The organism is Parapusillimonas sp. JC17, assembly GCF_052180245.1.
Taxonomy (GTDB): Bacteria; Pseudomonadota; Gammaproteobacteria; order Burkholderiales; family Burkholderiaceae_B; genus Parapusillimonas.
The window spans coordinates 193,839-214,948 of sequence record NZ_CP197474.1 but is presented as its reverse complement, the minus strand read 5'-3'; the positions used below and the strand labels follow the sequence as shown (position 1 = coordinate 214,948).

21 protein-coding genes are annotated in these 21,110 nt (G+C 61.9%); 8 read left to right on the top strand and 13 right to left on the bottom strand.

Annotated elements, in window-relative coordinates; translation table 11 throughout:
• Positions 1-5 precede the first annotated feature (5 nt).
• Both ACSBPU_RS00975 and ACSBPU_RS00970 read right to left on the bottom strand, forming a co-directional pair.
• Entirely contained in the window at positions 6-800 is a 795-nt protein-coding gene (locus tag ACSBPU_RS00975) for an SDR family NAD(P)-dependent oxidoreductase (RefSeq protein WP_442594770.1), read from the bottom strand.
• Positions 801-831: 31 nt separating this feature from the next.
• Positions 832-1,665, bottom strand: a complete 834-nt coding sequence (locus tag ACSBPU_RS00970; RefSeq protein WP_442594768.1) for a DODA-type extradiol aromatic ring-opening family dioxygenase — start codon at positions 1,663-1,665, stop codon at positions 832-834.
• A 105-nt stretch (positions 1,666-1,770) separates the two neighbouring features.
• On the opposite strand from ACSBPU_RS00970, the gene ACSBPU_RS00965 reads away from it, so the two are divergent.
• Positions 1,771-2,670, top strand: a complete 900-nt coding sequence (locus tag ACSBPU_RS00965; protein WP_442594766.1) for a LysR family transcriptional regulator — start codon at positions 1,771-1,773, stop codon at positions 2,668-2,670.
• A gap of 159 nt (positions 2,671-2,829) precedes the next feature.
• On the top strand, positions 2,830-3,408 hold the full coding sequence (locus ACSBPU_RS00960) for an AAA family ATPase (RefSeq protein ID WP_442594764.1): 579 nt from the start codon (positions 2,830-2,832) through the stop codon (positions 3,406-3,408).
• A gap of 102 nt (positions 3,409-3,510) precedes the next feature.
• Here the strand turns inward: ACSBPU_RS00960 and ACSBPU_RS00955 are convergent, their stop codons facing one another.
• The 4 genes from ACSBPU_RS00955 to ACSBPU_RS00940 are packed head-to-tail and all read right to left on the bottom strand — an operon-like array spanning position 3,511 to position 6,367.
• Positions 3,511-4,260: a carboxymuconolactone decarboxylase family protein gene (locus ACSBPU_RS00955; RefSeq protein WP_442594762.1), complete on the bottom strand. Its 750-nt coding sequence runs from the start codon at positions 4,258-4,260 to the stop codon at positions 3,511-3,513.
• 3 nt (positions 4,261-4,263) lie between these two features.
• On the bottom strand, positions 4,264-5,001 hold the full coding sequence (locus ACSBPU_RS00950) for an N-acyl homoserine lactonase family protein (RefSeq protein WP_442594760.1): 738 nt from the start codon (positions 4,999-5,001) through the stop codon (positions 4,264-4,266).
• Positions 5,001-5,363: a 5-carboxymethyl-2-hydroxymuconate Delta-isomerase gene (locus ACSBPU_RS00945; RefSeq protein WP_442594758.1), complete on the bottom strand. Its 363-nt coding sequence runs from the start codon at positions 5,361-5,363 to the stop codon at positions 5,001-5,003. Before ACSBPU_RS00945 ends, ACSBPU_RS00950 begins: the two co-directional genes overlap by 1 nt.
• Positions 5,364-5,365: 2 nt before the next feature.
• Positions 5,366-6,367: a Bug family tripartite tricarboxylate transporter substrate binding protein gene (locus tag ACSBPU_RS00940; RefSeq protein WP_442594756.1), complete on the bottom strand. Its 1,002-nt coding sequence runs from the start codon at positions 6,365-6,367 to the stop codon at positions 5,366-5,368.
• Positions 6,368-6,471: 104 nt separating this feature from the next.
• Between ACSBPU_RS00940 and ACSBPU_RS00935 the strand changes: the two genes are divergently transcribed.
• Positions 6,472-7,359, top strand: coding sequence for a LysR family transcriptional regulator (locus ACSBPU_RS00935; RefSeq protein WP_442594754.1), 888 nt, complete (start codon positions 6,472-6,474; stop codon positions 7,357-7,359).
• A gap of 144 nt (positions 7,360-7,503) precedes the next feature.
• Here ACSBPU_RS00935 and ACSBPU_RS00930 read toward each other — a convergent pair whose 3' ends face one another.
• Positions 7,504-8,664 carry a magnesium transporter CorA family protein gene (locus tag ACSBPU_RS00930; RefSeq protein ID WP_442594752.1) on the bottom strand — a complete coding sequence of 387 codons (1,161 nt, stop codon included), beginning with the start codon at positions 8,662-8,664 and terminating at the stop codon, positions 7,504-7,506.
• 53 nt (positions 8,665-8,717) lie between these two features.
• A complete protein-coding gene (locus ACSBPU_RS00925) occupies positions 8,718-9,149 on the bottom strand; it encodes an EamA family transporter (RefSeq protein ID WP_442594750.1) in 432 nt (143 codons plus the stop codon).
• Between the two features lie 180 nt (positions 9,150-9,329).
• On the opposite strand from ACSBPU_RS00925, the gene ACSBPU_RS00920 reads away from it, so the two are divergent.
• Positions 9,330-11,480 carry a TonB-dependent receptor domain-containing protein gene (locus ACSBPU_RS00920; RefSeq protein WP_442594748.1) on the top strand — a complete coding sequence of 717 codons (2,151 nt, stop codon included), beginning with the start codon at positions 9,330-9,332 and terminating at the stop codon, positions 11,478-11,480.
• Between the two features lie 135 nt (positions 11,481-11,615).
• On the opposite strand, the gene ACSBPU_RS00915 is transcribed toward ACSBPU_RS00920, so the two are convergent.
• From ACSBPU_RS00915 to thpR, 5 genes are all read right to left on the bottom strand, one after another.
• On the bottom strand, positions 11,616-12,590 hold the full coding sequence (locus tag ACSBPU_RS00915; RefSeq protein ID WP_442594746.1) for a Bug family tripartite tricarboxylate transporter substrate binding protein: 975 nt from the start codon (positions 12,588-12,590) through the stop codon (positions 11,616-11,618).
• A 39-nt stretch (positions 12,591-12,629) separates the two neighbouring features.
• On the bottom strand, positions 12,630-13,445 hold the full coding sequence (locus ACSBPU_RS00910) for an enoyl-CoA hydratase (RefSeq protein ID WP_442594744.1): 816 nt from the start codon (positions 13,443-13,445) through the stop codon (positions 12,630-12,632).
• A 1-nt stretch (position 13,446) separates the two neighbouring features.
• A complete protein-coding gene (locus ACSBPU_RS00905; RefSeq protein WP_442594742.1) occupies positions 13,447-14,154 on the bottom strand; it encodes a FadR/GntR family transcriptional regulator in 708 nt (235 codons plus the stop codon).
• Positions 14,155-14,193: 39 nt separating this feature from the next.
• The gene (locus ACSBPU_RS00900) at positions 14,194-15,408 is read right to left on the bottom strand and encodes a CaiB/BaiF CoA transferase family protein (protein WP_442594740.1); all 1,215 of its coding nucleotides are present in this window, start codon (positions 15,406-15,408) and stop codon (positions 14,194-14,196) included.
• Between the two features lie 168 nt (positions 15,409-15,576).
• Positions 15,577-16,125: an RNA 2',3'-cyclic phosphodiesterase gene (gene thpR, locus ACSBPU_RS00895; RefSeq protein WP_442594738.1), complete on the bottom strand. Its 549-nt coding sequence runs from the start codon at positions 16,123-16,125 to the stop codon at positions 15,577-15,579.
• A 262-nt stretch (positions 16,126-16,387) separates the two neighbouring features.
• Between thpR and argE the strand changes: the two genes are divergently transcribed.
• The 4 genes from argE to ACSBPU_RS00875 all read left to right on the top strand — a co-directional run bounded on the left by argE (position 16,388) and on the right by ACSBPU_RS00875 (position 21,110).
• Positions 16,388-17,536, top strand: a complete 1,149-nt coding sequence (argE, locus tag ACSBPU_RS00890; RefSeq protein ID WP_442594736.1) for an acetylornithine deacetylase — start codon at positions 16,388-16,390, stop codon at positions 17,534-17,536.
• A gap of 63 nt (positions 17,537-17,599) precedes the next feature.
• Entirely contained in the window at positions 17,600-19,204 is a 1,605-nt protein-coding gene (locus ACSBPU_RS00885) for an ABC transporter substrate-binding protein (protein WP_442594734.1), read from the top strand.
• 4 nt (positions 19,205-19,208) lie between these two features.
• Complete coding sequence (locus tag ACSBPU_RS00880) at positions 19,209-20,180, top strand: ABC transporter permease (RefSeq protein ID WP_442594732.1); 972 nt, start codon at positions 19,209-19,211, stop codon at positions 20,178-20,180.
• Between the two features lie 12 nt (positions 20,181-20,192).
• Positions 20,193-21,110: an ABC transporter permease subunit gene (locus tag ACSBPU_RS00875; protein WP_180071132.1), complete on the top strand. Its 918-nt coding sequence runs from the start codon at positions 20,193-20,195 to the stop codon at positions 21,108-21,110.

Genomic DNA, 21,110 nt, shown 5'->3' with positions numbered 1-21,110 from the left:
TCTGTTCAGGCTATGCTCTCGACGATTCCGCCTTCGACCCGCAATGCCGCACCCGTGGTGGCGCTGGCCTGGGGCGACGCCGCATAGACGCAAAGATTGGCCACCTCTTCGGGACTGGCAAAGCGCCGCAGCAAGGTGGATGGCCGGTTCTCCTGCAGGAATATCGCTTCCATCTCCGACGGCGAAACGCCGCGTTCGGCAGCCAGGTCCGCCATCATCTTCACCGCGCCTTCGGTGCGGGTCGGGCCCGGCAGTATCGTATTGACCGTAACGCCCGTGCCCGCCATCACCTTTGCCAGTCCGCGCGACAAGCCCTGCAGCGCGGCCTTGCTGACGCCGTAATGGACCATTTCAGTCGGGATATTCAATGCCGACTCGCTGGAAATGAATTGAATCCGGCCCCAGCCGCGGTCACGCATGCCCTGGGCATAGTGGCGCGCCAGCCGCACGCCGCTCATGACGTTGACGTCGAAGAACTCCTGCCACAGCGCATCGTCGATATCGAAGAACTCGCGTGCGCCGTAGATGCCCAGGTTGTTGACCAGGATATCCGCATCCGGCTCCTGCGCGATCAGGGCCTCGCAGCCTTCGACGGTACCCGGGTCGCACACCACGCCGGCCACGTCCTGGCGGCCGCTGGCTTCGCGCAGTTGCGCCAGAGCGGCATCGACGCGCTCCTGCTGCCGGCCGACGATGACGGTCCTCGCCCCGGCACGGGCCAGGCCGGTGGCGATTGCCAGCCCTATCCCGCCTGTCGAGCCGGTGACAACTGCCGTTTTTCCTGAAAGATCGATAATCATTGGTTTCTCCTGTAGTTTTCGGTCTCGAAACTCAACCGAAGCGGTATGCTGAAATCGTGGTTTCCATAATCTTTTCCGAGTAGACCTTCCGGCCCATGGAATCACCTGCGGCGCCGGCGACCACCATCAACGGAATCAGATGCTCTTCGCCGCCCATCGGGTGGCAATCGCGCGCATGGGGCGCCCGAGTCCAGGCTTGCAGCAAGGCATTGCGTTGCGCGGGTTCGCTTTCCACTGCCTTGGTAAGCCAGTCGTCGAACTCGGCCGATACCGGCGTGTATCGCGGATCGCCATAGCCGCGCATATTGTGAAAGCTCATGCCGCTGCCTATGATGAGCACGCCTTCGTCGCGCAGCGATGCCAGTGCCTTGCCCGCCTCGATGTGCGCGGCCGGGTCCAGGTCGCGCCTCAAGGACAGCTGTATCACCGGGATATCCGCCTTGGGGACGACCAGCTTCAGCGGTATGAAAACACCGTGGTCGAAGCCGCGCTCGCCGTCCACCTGGGCGGCCTCTCCGTGCTGCTGCAAGCGCTGCACCACAGCCGATGCCAATTCCGGTTCTCCCGGAGCGGGGAAGGTCAGCTCGTAGGTGTGGGCCGGAAAGCCGTAGTAGTCGTAGATCAACGGCGGCTGCGCATTTCCGGTGGTGCGGAATTGCGGTTCCAGCCAGTGACCCGAAACCAGGACGATGGCACGCGGCCGGGCCGGCAGGGTGTCCGCCAAGCCTTTCAGAAAAACCGCCATCCTGTCCCAGGTGTCGACCGGCTGCCAATCCATGAAGAAACACGGCCCCGCACCATGGGGAATAAAGAAGGCCGGCATGCGTTCCTTCTTGCCGGCGGAGACGGACGTACTAGCATTCATTGCGAATCTCCCTGTTGAACTCATGGTTAAAGTATGACTCTTTCATGGAAGATATAGAACCGGCTAAAATGCGCTAACACTTCATACTATTAGTAGGAGCTGAATATGGACCGCATTACCAGCATGCGCGTCTTCGTGCGTGCCGCCAGTGCCGGCAGCCTGTCCGCCGCGGCACGCCACATGGGCATGTCGCCCGCCATGGCCACAAAGCATGTGAACGCGCTGGAAGCGCGCCTGGGCGTCAAGCTCTTCCATCGCAGCACGCGCCGCCTGGCGCTCACCGAAGCGGGCAGCGACTATCTGGAGGCCTGCCAGCGCATCCTGCCGGATATCGACGAGGCCGAAGCGGCGGCCGCCTCGCAGCGCATCAAGGCGACCGGCTTGCTACGCATGAATGTGCCGCTATCCTTCGGCAGCCGCTTCATCGCCCCCCTGATTCCCGAATTCAGCCGCCAGTACCCCGAAGTGAAGATCGAACTCGGCCTCAGCGACGCACAGCTGGACTTGATTGCGGGAAACTGGGACCTGGCCATACGCATCGGCCGGCTGGCCGATAGCCCGCTGCAAGCCCGCCGGCTGGGCGACTGCGCCATGCTGATCTGCGCCGCACCGGCTTACCTGGACCGGCGCGGCGTGCCAAGACGCGTTGCGGAACTCTCCCAGCACAATTGCCTCAGCTACACCTTGTCCGCCATGCAGAACGGCAAGCAATGGCTGTTCGGCCTCGATGGGGAATTCGCCGTGCCAATCAACGGAGACTTGCTGGCCAACAATGGCGACGCCTTGCTGGCCGCAGCGGTGGGCGGACAGGGCCTCATCTATCAGCCGCACTTCATCGTGGGCGATGCCCTGGATCGCGGCGAGCTGGTGGCGCTGGAACTGGACAAGCCGGTCATGCCGCTAGGCGGCATCCATGTGCTGTACCCGCCCGACCGTCGCCCTCCCGCCAAAGTACGTGCCATGGTGGATTATCTGGCGCAGGCATTTGCCAGGACTCCGCCTTGAAGTGGAGGGGTCGGACCCCATGCGGGGGCCGACCCCGGCCTTGCGGTGGATGAGATGGGGTCAGACCCCGTACGGGGTCTGACCCCTTTTGTCTTACCGTACGGGGTCTGACCCCTTTGTCTTACTATTAGATATTCCATTCCATTTCGAGCCATCATCTTGAGCGACACCACGGCATTATTCGTACTCGGCCATGCAGGCACCGGCAAATCGTTCCTGACCAGCCATTTCATTGAACGGCAGCGACAACAGGGACGCTGCTGGTGCGTGCTCGACAAGGACGTCGTCAGCGAATGCTGGTCGGGGCCGTTCCTGGAGGCACTGGGCGAAAGTCCCGACGATCGCGACAGTCCTTTGTTCAAAGAGAAAGTGCGCGATCTGGAATATGCCAGCACGCTGCGCATTGCAAGAGATCAACTGGAGTTTGGCCTGAATGTGGTGTTTCCTGCGCCATGGAGCCGCGAACTGGCCTCATCGGCCCTGTTTTCCACCCAGGCCCTGGGCTTTCCGCCCGCCACGCGATTGCGTCACGTCTGGCTGGAACTACCGCTCGATGTGCGCCGCCAGCGCATCGTCGACCGCGCCGATCCGCGCGATGAATGGAAGATCACCCACTGGGAGAGCTATGTGGCGGCGTTGAAAAGACCGGATGCCGTCGTGGACGGCAAGGTGCCGGTACTGAATGCCAGCCTTCCACTCGAAGAACAATTGACGGAGCTGGAGGCGCTGATACGGTAGGCTACCCGACACGCGGCGCCGCCTCCGCATGGATGCAAGCTGCGCCGGAAAACTCGTGATCAGGGGACAGACCCCGTACGGGGTCTGTCCCCATCGCTCCCGCTACGCAGCAACCGCCACCGCCTGGCTGCCCGCGACGAATGCCTTGCTGCCCTCGATCCAGCCGGGCACGCCGCCCGACAATATCGCGGTCGTCATGGCGTCCACGACTTCCTCCGCCGACGCGCCGTTCTCCATGGCGTTGACCACATGGATGCGCGCGCCTTCGGTATAGCGCTCCGAGGTATTGAGCGCGACGAGCAGCAGCTCCTTGTACTTATGCAGCAGGACGCCTTCGCGCAGGTTCTCGCTGCGCAGTACGTAATAGCCTTGCAGGAGCTCCGGCTTGTGTTCCGCAAGCAGGGTCACGAATGGCGGCAGCCCATGCAGCACGCTTTCAAAGTAAGCCAGCATGTCCACGACATCGACAGGCTCGTGTGCCGTATCGGCCTCTTCCGACGCGGGCAGCGTTTGCGCATCGACGCCGATCAGGCGCAGGCCCTCGCTGAACATGTGCACGCCGCGCGAAGGCAGGAAGACTTCCAGCGTTTCGATCAGTTCGGCATCGCTGGCGCCCGCGCTTCTTGCCAGTTGGGCGTGCAGCTTGACCAAGTCCGCCCGGCCCTGCGAAAGATAGATCACGAGCAATATGAAATGCTTGATCTTTTCCGGCAGGACCGAACGGTTGAAAATACCTTCCGCCACATAAGCCAGGCCCACGGCTTTCTTGGGGCTGTAGCGGCATAGCACGTCGACCCAGTCGACGTCTCCGTAGACACTGCTCAACAGCGCTTTGGCCTTCTTGATATCCATTTCTTAACCTACCTTGCTCTCAGTGATGTATTTGGCGTCGTGATTGGCAACGATGAAGTCGGCGGCATTCCAGACCTTGACCATGCTGTTGTAGGCATCCATGGAGTTCTGATGAATGCCGGGTATGGTGAGATCGTGCTCCGGCGAGCCGCAGGGGCAGGATCCGAAGTTCTCCTGGATGCAGCAGAAGCCGGTGATGATTCCCACGCCCTGCGCCGTGCGCACCCAGACCGACTGCCCGCCCGGTGTGTGTCCCGGCGTAAAAAGCACCCCTACGTTGTCCGTGATCTGCTGATCGCCCTCGATCTGTTCGAAATCCAGTCCTTCGATGAAAGTATGGTCGTAGTACCGGTCTATGGGCTGCGGCTTGGAGCCGAATTCCCACTCCACGCGCTGAACGATTTTCCTGGCCTTCTTCAGGTCGTGTATGTAGGCGACGTGATCCATATGAAGATGGGTCAGGATCGCGATGTGGATGTCGTCCACGGTCAGCCCGTGTGCCGCCAGCCCTTCTTCCAGGGTCTGCACATGCTGCACCGTCTCGGGAGGACGCCCCCAGGACTCCACGGCCTGGGTGGCTGTCGCGCCGGCGTCCACCAGAATGTTGCAGCCGCCATCCTGCACGAGCCAGGCGTAGTATCCGAACTCCACGTTCTGCCCGAAACCCTTCAGGTAAGTGAACTTGGTTTTCTCGGCCCGCCCCAGAATTCTGGCAAGCGGTATCGCGTGTATGGTTGCCATCAACTTTCTCCTGCAAAAATCAATGCGCGGGTTCGCATGTCTATTTCCTGTATCTCGCAAGTAATGCAGGTTGGCGTCGTGACGCCCCGGTCCTGCATTGCCCGGCGCACGGCATCCGCCAATCGATGCGCCAGCTCTGCCCTGACTTCTTCGCTGCGCCCCGGCCTTATCCGCAAGGTAAGGTTGGCGAAGGCGGACATGCCTTGCTGCCGGACACGATATCTGTCGTGGACCACGGCCCGGCTCATGATCACGGCCCGCTCGAAGTGCCCGCCATGCCGGCAGGCGTCCGTGACGGCATCCAGCATCGGATCGACGACGTGGACGAGATTCGCGGAGACTTCCAAAGTCAGATGCGGCATGATCAATCCAGCTGCACGCCCGATGCGCTGACGACCTTGGCCCACTTCGCCACTTCGCTTTCGTAGAACTTCTGCGCCTCCTGGGAAGTTCCGGCAACCACTTCGGCGCCCATGTCGACGAACCGCTGCTTGAGCGCGGGGGTCGAGAGCGACTTGTTGATGGCCTGCTCCAGCTTGAGGACGACGTCGTCAGGCGTACCGGCAGGCGCAAAGATGATGAACCAGCTCGTCGAATCCATGCCCTTGATGCCCAGCTCATCCAGAGACGGGATCTCCGGCGCAACCACGGACTTCTTGATGGAACTCAGGCCCAGGGCGGTCAGCCTTCCTGTCTTGATATGCGGCAAGGTCGTCATGATGCTGTCGAAGACCACCGGCACCTGGTTGCCCAGTACGTCGTTCATGGCAGGCGTCGCGCCGCGGTACGGTATGTGCGTCATGCTGATGCCCGCCAGGTCGGAGAACTGCTGCATGAAAAGATGCGATCCCGATCCATTGCCCGCACTGGCATAGTCGATCTGCTTGCCCGCCTTCACCTGCGACACCAGCTCCTGCACGCTGCCTATGCCCGATTGCGCATTGGCCAGCAACACATAAGGCGATGTCGAAACCATGGAAACGGCCCGCAACTGCTTGACGGGATCGAACGTCAGCGACTTATAGAGAGACGGGTTGATGGACAGCGCAATACTGCCAAACAGCAGGGTATAGCCGTCGCCCGCCGACTTGACGACACGATCCGTGGCAATGTTGCCGCCGGCTCCCGGAATGTTTTCGACGACGATGGGTTGCCCGAGTTCTTCGCCCAGCACATTTCCCAGGGCGCGCGCCGCAACGTCCACACCGCCTCCGGGCGGAAAGCCCACGACGAGTCTGATCGGCTTGTCCGGAAAGCCGGCCGATGCGCCGGCGGATATTGGCATAATGGATAACGCCGCCGTGCCGGTGGCGAGAGCGAGCTTGGCCAGCAGGATGGCCGACCGGGAAAGCGCTTTGTGCAGCATGTTGATCTCCTGAACGATTCTTATGGAAGAATTGTAGAAGTCGCCCCGCCCCGGCCGCTTTTAGTTTGTTTATAACGACATTTGATTTTTAAAAGAGACAAGCAATGAGACTTCCCGCGATATCGACCAGGGAACTCCGGAATTTCGTATGGCTGGCCGGCAGTAAATCGCTGAAGGAAGCCGCTGAAAAGTGCTCGCTGTCCCAGCCGGCGCTGAGCATCCAGCTGAAACAGCTCGAATCCAAGATCGGCGTGCAGCTGGTGGTGCGCTCCAACGCCCAAAAGCAGATCGAATTGACCGCGGCAGGCGCCGAGTTCCTGGTGGCCGCGCGCCATGCCGTTCAAATCCTGCAGGACGTCGTCGATCGCATCAACCCGGACGCGCGGCACGACAAGCCCCAGTTGCGCGTTGCCAGCCTGCCATCGCTGCTGCAGGACGTGATATCCCCGGTGCTGGCCGACTTGTCCAAGACCCACCCCTACGCGCAATTCTCGGTGCTCGACGGCGACTCCTCAGCATGCTCGACCTTGCTCAGCAGCAAGAAATGCGATGTCGCGCTCTGCTCCCGACCCGTCAATGGCCCGGACATCCGGTCCCAGTGCCTGTTCTCGGAACAGTTCTGGGCAATCGTCCGCAAAGACGACAAGCGCGTCGGCCGCGACTACCTGACGCTGGACGACTTCGCCGACACCACCATCGTCAACCTGACCGACAACCATACGGTCAATGCCAGCCTGATGACGCGCTCCTTGCCCTGCATTCAAGTGAACACCATCACCGCCCTGGAAAGCATGCTGGCGCAAGGTGTTGGCGCCGCCATCGTGGCGCATTCCACGGCGCTGACCATACAGCATCCGACGCTCGTGAAGATACCGCTGGCCGACCGCGAAGTGTCCCGGCAGATTTTCCTGTCATGGACGGAATCGTCGGCCAATGCATTGATACAGGCCTTCATCGAGCGCTTGCGCAGGCAGACCGAACGCAACATCTAGGATCGTGATCCGGGGTCAGACCCTGAAATTGTGGTCAGGGGTCAGACCCCGTACGGGGTCTGACCCCATCAAACCGGACGGAAGCGCCAGGACCCCGTGCGGGGTCTGACCCCGTCAACGCGCCTTCAGGTAGCACCAGTGCGGTCAGTCATCTTCGCTCTTCGAAAGATACTGCTTGCGCGCCAGGTAGATGAACAGCGCGATCGCGATGCCTCCCATGGTGAGCAAGGCCCACCAGAAGCCGCCGGCGCTGCGCACGCCGGGGATATGCTCGAAGTTCATGCCGAAGATACCGGCGATCAGGTTCAAAGGCAGGAACACGGCCGTGATGGCGGTGAGCGTGCGCATGACGTCGTTGGTGCGGTTGCTCTGGATATTGAAATGGATCTGCACCGCGGTTTCGGCGCTGCGCTCCAGTTGCTGCACGTGTTGCGATACGCGTTCAATGTGCTCGAGCACGTCGCGGCTGCGCACCAGCAGCTGATCGCGCTCGTGCTGATCCGCCGGTTCGTTCGGAACGGGCTGGTCTTCCAGCACATCGATCCATCGATACAGCGCGTTGCGCTGGTCATCGCAAATGTCGTAAAGGTGGTGCAGCGCCTGCCTGGACTTCAGCAACCCTTCCCAATCGTTGAAACGCACGCTGGGCCGCAGCAATCTCTGCTGCCAGTGGTCCAGCTGGCGCGTCATGGTCTTGCGCAGATCCAGATAGCCGTCGACCATCAGACTGACGATGCGCAACATCAGTTCGGCGGGTGTATCGGGCAGTCTTGCAACAGTCATCGGCCCGCCTGCGTAAGCCGCTGTCGCGCGGCCCGGCGGAACCTCGGCAAGCTGCTTCAGCCGTTCGATGTAGGCGCCCAGGACACCGCAGCCTTCGGTATGTACGCTGATCAGGACCTGGTCAAACACCACGAAGCCGATCGGGGTGGTCTGTACTCTGCGGACCGCGGCCGGCGCGCTTGCTTCCCCTTTGCTTGCACCCCGCGCAGCCTGCGCGCCCGTTGCGCTCGCGAGCGGCGCAACGCCATCGACCAGACGACGAATGATGAGCATGTCGTAGGACGAAGTGAAATCGAAATGCGAGCGCAACTGCACGTTGAGCAGGTCGGAGATATGCAGATCGAGCAGCGGAATGCCGGTATGCCGGTCGAGCCAGGCCTGCAGTTCGCCGATGTCCGCGCTGAAGGCGGCGCGCTCGAAAGCCAGCCATACGAAGCCGTTATCGGGTATTTCCGCCGGCAAGGCATCGAGCGTGGCCACAGACCTGCCGGGACAAATGAGAAAGGCGCGCAAGCTGCCCATGGTCGCTCCTGTAAGCGCGGTTCACTCCATCATACCGGAGGGGCCGGCAGCCCCTAGAACGCAATGATGACGATGGACCCGGCCAGAATCAGCAAGCCTCCGACCGCGATCGGCCAGGTCAGCGTTTCGCCCAGGAACACCACGCCCAATACGATGGCCAGCGCCACGCTGAGCTTGTCCACGGGCGCCACCTTGGCGACCGGCCCGAGCTGCAGCGCCCGGTAGTAGCATAGCCAGGACAGGCCGGTGGCGATTCCGGAAAGCGTGAGGAAGACCCAGCCGCGCATGGGAACGCCCGAGGGTTTCTCCCATTCGCCGCGCATCGATATGATGCCCGCGATGACCACCACGATCACCAGCGTGCGAATGAAGGTCGCAAGATTGGAGTTCATGCCGGTGACGCCGAGCTTGCCGAAGATGGCGGTCAAGGCGGCGAAAAAGGCGGATCCCAGTGCGAAAATCACCCAAGCCGAGTTTGAATTCATATTCCATGCGCCCCAATATGCATCGCGGGAAATTTTACGCCACCTCTTGCACTGCCATGCCAGACCGTCGCATGATAGCGTGGGATACGACCCAACGGCGCGGCAGCCGCCGGCCAACGACACCCACCCGGGCATTCGGCTTGCTTGCGGATCGCCCGATCACCTATAAGGCCTTGCATAATGATCGCCACCTCACCATACCGGATCAGGCTGAGCTATCTGAGCCTGCTGCTTCCCCTGCCCGTCGCGCACGCCGCTGAAAGCGGCGGTCCGCGCAATGTCGCCGAACTGGCGCCCGTGGTCGTCACCAGCACGCAGATCGCCCAGCCTCTGTTCGACGTGCCGGCGTCTGTGGGCCTCATCGACGGGGACACCCTGCGAGACAGCAGGATGCAGGTCAATCTTTCAGAGAGCCTGGGCGGCATACCGGGCATACTCGCCCAGAATCGCGAAAACTACGCCCAAGACCTGCAGCTTTCGATTCGCGGCTTCGGCTCGCGCTCCACATTCGGCGTGCGAGGCCTTCGCTTGTATGTTGACGGCATACCCGCCACCATGCCGGACGGGCAAGGGCAAACGTCCAACATCGACATTTCGTCCGCGGAACGCGTCGAGGTATTGAGAGGGCCTTTTTCCGCACTGTACGGCAACTCGTCCGGCGGCGTCATACAAGTGTTCACCGAGAGCGGTGAAGGCCCGCCCCGCATAGAGTCCAGTTTCATGGCCGGCAGCAACGGACAGCGCCGCTATGGCTTGAAGGCGAGCGGCTCGAACGGCGATGGCGCCGGTGCGCTGGACTACGTGGTGAGCCTCAATCGCTATTCCACCAATGGCTATCGCGACCATAGTGCGGCTCGCAAGAATCTGGGCAACGCCAAGCTGGGCGTGGCGCTGAGCGACGACAGCAAGCTGACCGTGATCCTGAACAGCGTGTATATCAAAGCGGAAGACCCGCAAGGCCTGCAATACGACGAGTTCATGGATGCTCCCCGAAGCGCTGCGCCCAACGCATTGTTGTTCGACACGCGCAAGACCGTGAAGCAGACGCAAGGCGGGCTCGTCTACGAGCGCCGCATCGACGCCGACAACGAGCTCCGCCTGATGGCCTACTACGGTCAAAGAAAGACCGAGCAGTTCCAGGCGATTCCTGTCGCCACGCAAACGCCGCCCAGTCACTCGGGCGGCGTCATCGATCTCGAACGCAATTATGGCGGCCTGGACGCGCGCTGGACGTCGCGGCTCCAGCTTGCGGGACGCCCTCTGACCTTGATCGGCGGCATCGCCTACGATGTGCTGCGGGAAGACCGGCAGGGGTATGAAAACTTTGTCGGCACCGGCAGCGCGCAGCAGTTGGGCGTCAAGGGCCGGCTGCGCCGCGATGAGACCAACGATCTCTGGAACATCGATCCTTACGTGCAAGCGTCCTGGGAATTCGCCGACAAATGGACGGTGGACCTGGGCTTGCGCTACAGCACCGTCAACTTCCGCTCGGACGATCACTATATCCAGGCGGGCAACCAGGACGACAGCGGGTCGCTGCGCTACCGGAAGGCGTTGCCCATGGCCGCCTTGCGCTACCAGGCCACCGAAGACCTGAACCTGTATGCGACGGTGGGCCGCGGCTTCGAAACGCCCACTTTCAACGAACTCTCGTATCGAAGCGACGGGCTGGCCGGCTTGAATCTGGCGCTTCAGCCTTCCGTCAATACCAGCGTCGAGATCGGCGCGAAAGCCCGCCTCGGAAACAGCTTGCTAACCGCGGCGTTGTTCCAGACGCGCACCCAGGATGAAATCGTTGCCGCCGACTCGCTGGGCGGACGAAGCACGTTCCGCAATGCGGGCCGCACCTTGCGCAAGGGCTTCGAATTGAGCTGGCAAGGCGAGCTGGCGCGGCACTGGCAGGGGGTGTTGGCCTATACCTGGCTCGATGCGAAGTACCGAGACAGCTTTTATGCCGGCAGCGAGACGCCCGCCAACCTGATCCCTTCAGGCAATCGCATTCCCGGCATCGCCAAGCATGCGCTCTATGCCTCTCTGAATTGGGCGCCGCCCCAGGGCTGGCGCGCCGGCGTGGAAGGCCGCTATCTCAGCAAGGTGTATGTGAACGACAGCAACGACAGCGCGGCGCCAAGCTACTTTACCGCCGCGCTTCATGCAGGGTATCTGTGGCGGTTTCAACATTGGGAATTCAACGCCTTCGCCCGCGTGGACAATGTGCTGAACAAACGCTATGCGGGCGCCGCCATCATCAATGCGGGTTTCGACCGTTACTACGAACCCGCGCCCGGCCGGAACTGGACGGCCGGGCTGCATGCGAGTTATCAGTTTTAGGGGTCAGACCCCGTACGGGGTCTGACCCCAAAAAAAAGAGGAAGGGGTCAGACCCGATCGGGTCTGACCCCGCGATAAAAAAGGGTCTGACCCCGCATGGGGTCTGACCCTCATGAGGCCCGACCCTCGGCATCATCAGCTCAAGTGGATATCGAGCTTCTTGACGACGCCATGCCAGTATTCCAGCTGCTGGTCGATGAAGGTCTTGAGCTCTTCGGGCGTGCTGCTCTGGGGCAGCGCGCCTTCGTTGCGGAAGCTCTGCTGCAGCTTGCCGGCGTTGAGCACCTTGGTGACCGCTTTGTTCAAGACCTGGACCACTTCGTCCGGCGTGCCTGCGGGCGCCATCAGTGCGTTCCAGGTATTGATTTCATAGCCCGGAAAGTTCTTGTCCTCGGTCATCGTCGGCACTTCGGGCAGCTCGGTGGAACGCTGCTTGGTTGTGACGGCCAGCGCGTCCAGCTTGCCAGCCTTGACCTGCGGCAGGGCGGCGGGCAAGGTGGCGAAGGTCAGTTGCGCGTCGCCGCTCATGACCGCCATGTTGGCCACGGCACCCCCGCGATACGGCACATGCACGATATCGAGCTTGGCCTGATCGGCAAACATGGCGCCCGCGATATGCACCGGCGAGCCATTGCCGCTGGACGAATAGTTGAGCACGCCCGGCTTGGATTTCGCCGCATCGACCAGGTCGGAAACCAACTTGTACTTCAGCTTGGGGTCGGTGACCAGGACGAGCGGTATGGACGCCAGCATGGAGACCGGCGTAAAGCCCTTGATTGGATCGTAGTTCAGCTTGTTGTACAGGGCGGGGTTCATGCCGTGGCTGGACACCGTAGCGATGAATACGGTGTAGCCGTCGGGCTTGGCGTTTTGCACGTATGCGGCCGCGATGCTGCCTGCCGCCCCCGGCTTGTTCTCGATGACCACCGAGGTGCCCAGCTCTTCGGCCAGTTGTTCGCCCAATGCGCGAGCGAGAATGTCGGTGGTTCCGCCGGCCGCGTAGCCGACGACGATGCGCAGAGGCTGATCGGGGTAGGCGGCATGGGCGGGAGCCGCGCCCATGACGAATGCGGACGCGATCGCGCACAGCATGAGTTTGCCAGTTTTCATCTCTTCCTTCCTTTCCTTTTGTATAGCGTTATTGACGAATCAGCGGCCTTTGAATTCGGGCGGCCGCTTCTGTGAAAATGCAAGCTTTCCTTCCTTGTAGTCTTCGCTTTCGAAGCACTGCAGGACCAGCGACTTCATTTCCGCCATGTCGATGTCGACCAGCCGGTCCGACAGGTTGCGGATCATCTTCTTGCCCGCCGCCACCGTCAGCGGCGCGTTGGCGTTGATTTTTTTCAGGTAGCCGTCCACCGCGCCATCGAGGTCGGCCTTGGCGACCACGGTGTGGATCAGGTTCCGTTCCTTTGCTTCCCGGGCCGAGTACTTGGACGCGGTGATGAAGATTTCCAGCGCGTTCGCCATGCCGGCGGCACGCACCAGGTTCTGGATGGCGGTGAAGCGGTAGCCCAGCCCGAGCCGGGCGGCGGGAATGGAAAACACGGAGTCGTCGCTGGCCACGCGGATGTCGCAGCACAGGGCGATATTCATTCCGCCGCCTATGCAATAGCCGTCGATGCGGGCAATGAGCGGCTTGCTGAAGTTCTGTATGGCCAGCTGAGCCGACTCGGCCACGACTTCGTATTCTTCGACGGCGGTCGCGCCCGTGCGCAGTTTCTCGAACTGGGAAATGTTCGCGCCGCTGACGAAGGCCTTGTCGCCGGCGCCGGTGAGCACCACGGAGAAGATCTCCGGATCGTCTTCGAACGCCTTGAGCGCCACCGGTATTCCCGCCCACATATCGAAGGACACCGCATTGTGCTTTGCCGGATCATTGAAAGTGATCCAGCCGGTGCGCCCCTCTCGCTCGACCAGAAGCTGGTCGGTAATTCGCCCTTGGAATAAGCGTTCTCTTGTCATGCTAATCCTTCTTGTTCAAGTATTCGTATCGTTCCATGCCGTTGCTCAGGTGATGGCGCATCGCCTGGCGCGCCTTCTGGGCATCCTGGTTCCGTATCGCATCGAAGATCTCGTGATGCTCCGTCTCGATGTGCCCGATCCGTTCAGTGCCCGTCGTGCTGTACCTCAAGGTGCGCACGGCGTTGTGCAGCACATAGCTCAGGTGCTCCATCAGCCGGATGAAGTACGGATTGTTGGAGCATTGGGTGACCGCCAAATGGAACTTGAGCGCGGCTTCGGCTCCGCGTTGCCAGTCTCCGCCCGCCTTGTCCGTCTCCCGCAGCGCCGTTTCCAGTGCCTTGAGCTGCCGTGCCGTCCGGTTCTCGGCCGCCAAGGCGGCCGCGCCGGCTTCGATCTCGATGCGCAGCTGATAGACATGCTTGAGCTGCCCCGCATCCAGCAAATCGTCGGCAATCACCTCGAACTTGCGCGCATTGACGTTGCCCGCGACAAACGTGCCCACCCCGCGCCGCGTTTCCACCAAGCCGTTGAGCTTGAGCCGGGCAATTGCTTCCCGAACCACATTCCGGCTGACCTGGAAGGACTCGGCAAGCTCGAATTCGGTCGGCAGCTTCTGACCCTCCTGGAATTCGGCCGAAAGAATCTTCAGCCGGATTTGGCGGGCGATGGCGTCGGGAAGGTTGTCTGGACGATCAAAGGCTGTAAACATGGAAAACCAGGCTCCGGTTCATGGAAAAGTAAGCCTGTCTTATATCACCCCCTCTTGGCGCAGGCTTTCGATGTCTTCCTGGGCGATGCCAAGCTCCGCATAGACGGAGCCATTGTGCTCGCCCCGTTCGGGCGCCGGCTTCAGATCGCCGAATTGCGACCGGCTGAACTTGACCGCCTGCCCCACCACGCTGATCTCCCCAAGCTTGGGGTGCGCCAGCGGCGCCGCCATCTGCAGATGGCGCACCTGCTCGTTCTCGAAGGTCTGGTTCATCGAGAGTATGGGTCCGCAAGGTACGCCCTGCTGGTTCATCAGGGCGATCCATTCTTCGGTATCCTTCAGCCGTGTCTTGTCGGCAATGGCCGCATTCAACGCCGGGCGATTCTTGGCGCGCAATGGAACGGTCAGGAATCGATCGTCGTCGAGCAATTCATCGGCGCCGATGACCTTGCACAAACGCATGAAGATGTCGTTGCCCATGGCCGCGATGTTCATGTGCCCATTGCGCGTGGGGAAGACGCCGGTGGGGCTGCTGGTGGGATGATCGTTGCCGCTCTGGCCCGGGATTTCCTGGTTCATCAGCCAGCGCATGGCCTGGAAATCCATCATCCATAGCCCCGCCTGCAGCAACGAGGTCTGCACCCACTGCCCTTCGCCGGATTGCTCGCGTTCGAGCAGCGCGATGAAAATGCCGATGGCGCAGAACAGGCCCGCCGTCAGATCCGCCACTGGAATGCCCGCACGCATGGGCCCGCGGCCGGGTTCGCCGGTCACAGACATGAGGCCGCTGATGCCCTGGGCGATCTGGTCCAGGCCGGGGCGATCCACATAGGGGCCGTCCTGGCCGAAGCCCGAGACGCTGGCGTATACGATGCGCGGGTTGACGGCCTTGAGCGACTCGTAATCGATGCCGAGCTTGTGCTTCACGCTGGGCCGGTAGTTCTCGACCACCACGTCGGCTTTCTTGACGAGCTCCATGAACAGCGCCTTGCCCTTGGGATGCTTCAGATTCAAGGTAATGCTGCGTTTGTTCCGATGCGTATTCTGATAATCGGCAAACTGCGCGGAACCGCCCGGCTTGTCGTCAGCGGCATCGCCCGGCTCTTCGATCTTGATCACGTTCGCACCCCAGTCGGCGAACTGCCGCACGGCGGCCGGCCCGGAACGGACACGCGTCAAATCCAACACAGTAAATCGTTGCAGCGGTTTCAAATTTGCTCCTTTCTTGCACCCTAGTTGTAGGTTGTTGGACATATTACAAGATGGAAAAAACGGCGTCAACGGCTGAGAGGGGGTCAGACCCCCGTACGGGGTCCGACCCCGTTGCTGTTGATCCCCATGCGGGGTCTGACCTCGTTGCCACTGATTGAGGGGTCAGACCCTGGGGCTGACCCCGGCAGCATGGCCTCGGCGCGAAGGGGGTCAGACCCCGCATGGGGTCTGACCCCACAACACTTCGTACCACAGCCCTTCTTCCGTGCTTCTGGACGCCACCAGCACGCAGTGCTGCGGTGTCCATGCCATAGGGTCGGGCGGCGACAGGCAGGACGGATCGCAGGAGGCGACTTTGCGCAGCAAGGTTATGTGAGGGTTGAACGGGCGGTCCGGGCGCCGCCATCCCAGGGGTTCGAGACGGCGCCATAAGTCGTCATACAGCGCATGCAGCCATGCCAGGCGCTCGCCTTCGTCCGCGGCGGGGCCGGCCCAGACCACCTTGGGCCGCGGGAAGTGCCCGAACCGGTCCAGCACCATGGTGCCGGCATGGGTTTGCCAGCCGTCGGCGGCGGCGAGCAGCTCATCCACCCGTTCGTGTTCCGTCTCGCCCAGATAAGCCAGGGTCATGTGCAGGTTCTCGCGCCGATTCATGCGTCCGCCGCAAACCGCCTGCGCCGCATGCGCCCACTCCATGAGGCGCGCCGCGTCTTCCGCGGACGGCCACAAGGCAAAGAAGATACGGTGATGGTCGGGCATGTGTTTGTCCTTGAAGGGGCGAGGCCCCGTGTGGGGTCTGGCCCTGGTCGTGGCGCGAGGAGGGGGTCAGACCCCGTACCGGGTCTGACCCCTGAAAACATGCGGGGATACCCCGAGACGCAAATGATTGACGTGTCAAGCACCCCTTGGCTAACATCGCTCCGGATAACAAGAAACATAACCGGCGCACGCACTGGCCGCAGCCGTTCCACAACAGGATACGCCGCCGCAGCCTCTTGCACCACTCACGGAGACCCCAGAAGTGAAGCCCCAATCGCTCGATATGATCACCCGGCTCGTCGGTTTCGATACCGTATCGCGCAACTCAAATCTCGATCTCATCCATTACGTCCGCGACTATCTCGCCCAGCATGGTGTAGAAGGCCATCTGGTCATGAACGACGAAGGGACCAAGGCCAATCTGTACGCCACGGTCGGGCCGAACGTGGAAGGCGGGATCGTGCTGTCGGGGCATACCGACGTGGTTCCGGTCGATGGGCAGCCCTGGGACACCGATCCGTTCCAGCTGGTCGAGAAAGACGGCCGGCTGTTCGGCCGCGGCACCTGCGACATGAAGGCCTTTTCGGCCATTGCCCTGGCCATGGTGCCCGACTGGGTCCGTGCCCCACTCAAGCGGCCCATTCATTTTGCGCTCAGCTACGACGAGGAAATCGGCTGCTTCGGCGCGCCGTCCATGATAGACCGCCTGGCCACCGACATCGCGCGCCCGGGCGCCGTAATCGTGGGCGAGCCCACCAGCATGCGGCCCATCGTCGCGCATAAAGGCATCGCCGCGCTGCGCACCACCGTCATCGGCCATGAAGCCCATTCCAGCCAGGTGCAGCGCGGCGTCAGCGCCGTCATGACCGCCGCGCGCCTCATCGCCTTCATTGACGACATGATGGCCGAAAACAAAGCCAACGCAGACCCGTCATGCCGTTTCGAACCTCCCTACACCACGCTGCACGTGGGCGTGGTAAATGGCGGCACTGCGCTTAACATCATTTCGCGCGAATGCACCTTCACCTGGGATATCCGCACGCTGCCCGGCGACGATTGGCGCGCCTACCTGAAGCGCTTTGAAGCATACGCGAACAGCCTGCTGCCCGCCATGCGCGCCATCGCGCCCGGCGCGTCCATCAGCACCGAAATCCTGGCCGATGCGCCGCCCTTGCAGGACCTGGGCGGCGGCGCCCAGGCGCTGGTGTTCGACTTGTGCGGCCACCATCATACCGGTGTCGTGCCTTATGCGGCCGAAGCCGGGCAGTTCCAGGAGCGCGGCTTCTCGGTCGTGCTGTGCGGCCCGGGATCCATCGACCAAGCCCATCAACCCAATGAATATATCGATATCTCGCAAGTCACGGCCTGCGAGGCATTCCTGGAAAAGCTGACCGGCCGACTGACCGCATAACCGGAAGGCTGCATCCGTCCACAGCCACTACATCATCAAACACCACAAGGGCAGGAGACAACCATGAAATTCACCCGCATTCTTCGGCATACCGCCGTTGCCGCGACACTCGCGCTCAGCCTGGGCCTGACTCAGCAGGTCGAGGCCAAGACGCTTCGATGGGCCTACCAGGGCGACATGATGTCGCTGGATCCCATGTCGCTGAACGAGACCTTCACGCTGGGCTTCCAAAGCTGGTTCTACGAAACGCTGACGGCCTACGACAAGGACCTGAAGCTGGTTCCCATGCTGGCCGAGAAATGGGAAAACCCCGAACCCACGAAATGGGTGTTCCACCTGCGCAAGGGCGTGAAGTTCCACGACGGCACTCCGTTCACCGCCGACGACGTCATCTTTTCCTGGAAGCGCAGCCTGACGCCCGGCTCCGACATGAAGGGCTACGGCGCCAAGGCCGCGCAAATCAACAAGATCGACGACCACACGGTAGAGGTCGTCACGCCCACGCCCAATCCCATCCTGCCCCGCGATTGGACCTTCCTGTATATCATGAGCAAGTCGTGGGCGGAAAAGAACAAGACCACCGAAGCCACCAACGTGAAGGGCGGCGAAAGCAACTACGCCAACCTGCATGAAAACGGCACGGGCCCCTTCATGATCGTGGACCGCCAGCCCGACGTCAAAACAACGCTCAAGCGCTTCGACGGCTACTGGAACAAGGACATCCCCACCAACGTCACCGAGATCGTCTTCCAGCCGATCTCCCAGGAATCCACCCGCGTTGCGGCCCTGATTTCCGGCGAAATGGACTTGGTGATTCCCGTGCCCGTGCAGGACTGGCCGCGCCTGGAAAGCGAACCGAACGTCGATGTGCTGAACGAACCCGAAGCGCGCGCGATCTTCATCGGCATGGACCAGGACCGCGACGAACTGCTGTTTTCCAGCGTGAAGGGCAAGAACCCCTTCAAGGACAAGCGCGTGCGCCAGGCCATCGACCTGGCCGTCGACACCAAGGTCATCAACCAGAAGATCATGCGCGGGGCGGCCAAGCCCTTGGGCACCCTGATCGCCGACAAGATCAACGGCTACGATGAGTCCTTCGGCGCGCCGTACACGCCGGATATCGCCAAGGCGAAGAAGCTGCTCGCGGACGCCGGCTATCCCGATGGCTTCACCGTCCAGCTCGACTGCCCCAACGACCGCTACGTGAACGACGAAAAGGTCTGCCAGGCCGTTGCCAGCATGCTGGCCCGCATCGGCGTCAAGATCGATCTGCTCGCGCAGACCAAGTCCAAGTATTTCGCCAAGGTCCTGCTGCAGGCCGGCAACAACACCAGCATGTACCTGCTGGGCTGGACGCCAAGCTCCATCGACGCTGCCAACTCCCTGACCAACCTGGTGGCATGCCGCGACTCCAAGACCGCCGCCGGCCAGTTCAACCTGGGCGGCTACTGCAACAAGGAGATCGATGCGCTGATTCCCAAGATCGACGTCGAGACCGACCAGGCCAAGCGCAATGCGATGATCAAGGAAGCCTTCACCATGCTGCATAACGACTACGGCTACCTGCCGCTGCACCAGCAGCCCATGTCGTGGGGCGTGCGCAAAGGCATCAAGGTCGCGCAGCGCGCCGACGACGTGCTCGACATCCGCTATGTCGTGATGCCCTAAACCCATGCTCAGCTTCGTCGCCCGACGGATCTTCCAGTCCGTCTTCGTAATGCTTGCCGTCGGGCTCATTGCTTTTGGCATGTTCCGCTATGTCGGCGACCCCATCAATAATATGGTGGGGCAGGACACCACCCTGGAGCAACGGGCCGAGCTGCGCAAGCAGCTTGGCCTGGACGACCCCTTCCTGGTGCAGTACTGGCGCTTCATCAGCAACGCGGCGCAAGGCGATTTCGGCATGTCGTACCGCCAGCGGCGGCCCGTCAGCGAACTCATCGAAAGCCGCCTGCCGGCCACGCTGGAGCTTTCCCTGGTGTCGGCGCTGATTGCGCTGTTCCTGGGCATCCCCATGGGCATCTATACCGCGTTGAAGCGCAACGGGATCATCTCGCGCAGCTTCATGACGCTGTCGCTCATCGGGATCTCGCTCCCGACCTTCCTGATCGGCATCCTCATGATCCTGTTCTTCGGCGTCATGCTGCGCTGGCTGCCCAGCTTCGGACGCGGCGACGTGGTCGACCTGGGATGGTGGACGACCGGCTTCCTTACCAAGAGCGGCTGGCAATCCCTGATCATGCCGGCCATCACGCTCGCGCTGTTCCAGATGACGCTGATCATGCGCCTGGTGCGGTCGGAAATGCTGGAAGTCATGCAAACCGACTTCATCAAGTTCTGCCGCGCACGCGGGCTGCCTGAGCGCAGCATCCATTTTCGCCATGCCCTGAAGAACACGCTGGTGCCCGTGATCACCATCACCGGCCTGCAGCTGGGCTCGATCATCGCATTCTCCATCATCACGGAAACCGTCTTCCAATGGCCCGGCATGGGGCTGCTGTTCATACAGTCCATCGGCGCGGTCGACATCCCCGTCATGGCGGCCTATCTGCTCCTGATCGCCTTCTTCTTCGTCATCATCAATCTCATTGTCGATCTGCTGTATTTTGCCGTCGACCCGCGTCTGCGCGTGCAGAAAACCTGAGAAGCACCCGACATGGCAAGCAACTTCCTCTCTCGCGCCTACGACAGCGACATCTTCTACAGTTTCTCTCGATCGCCAACCGCCATCATTTCCGCGGTGGTGGCCCTGGCGATCTTCATCGGTGCCGTGTTTGCGCCCCTCATCGCGCCGCACAATCCCTTCGACCTGTCGACCCTCGACCTGCTCGATGCCAACATCCCGCCGATCTGGAATCCCGAAGGCGATCCGCGCTTCATCCTGGGCACCGACGACCAGGGACGCGACATGCTGTCCGCCATCCTGTATGGCTCGCGCATTTCCCTGCTGGTGGGGTTTGCCTCGGTGCTGTTCTCGCTGGTCCTGGGCGTGAGCCTGGGGCTGATCAGCGGCTACGCGGGCGGCCGCGTCGACAGCGTCATCATGCGCATTGCCGACGTACAGCTTTCCTTCCCCGCCATCCTCATCGCGCTCCTGGTCGACGGCATCGCGCGAGGGCTGCTGCCGCGCGATTCGCACGACAGCCTTTCGCTGTATGTGCTCATCTTCGCGATCGGCATATCGGGCTGGGTGCAGTATGCCCGCACGGTGCGCGGCGCGACCATGGTCGAACGCAACAAGGAATACGTGCAGGCCGCCAGGCTGATCGGCATGGGGCCCTTCCTGATCCTGCGCCGGCACGTGCTCCCAAACGTGCTGGGACCGGTACTGGTCATCGCGACCATACACCTGGCCATCGCCATCATCACCGAGGCCACGCTTTCCTTCCTGGGCGTCGGCATCCCGCCGACCACGCCGTCGCTGGGCACGCTGATCCGCATCGGCAACAGCTATCTGTTCTCGGGCGACTGGTGGATTTCCATCTTCCCCGGGATCGCGCTCGTGCTTCTGGCGCTGTCGGTCAATCTGCTGGGCGATTGGCTGCGCGATGCGCTCAACCCCAAGCTCCGCTGA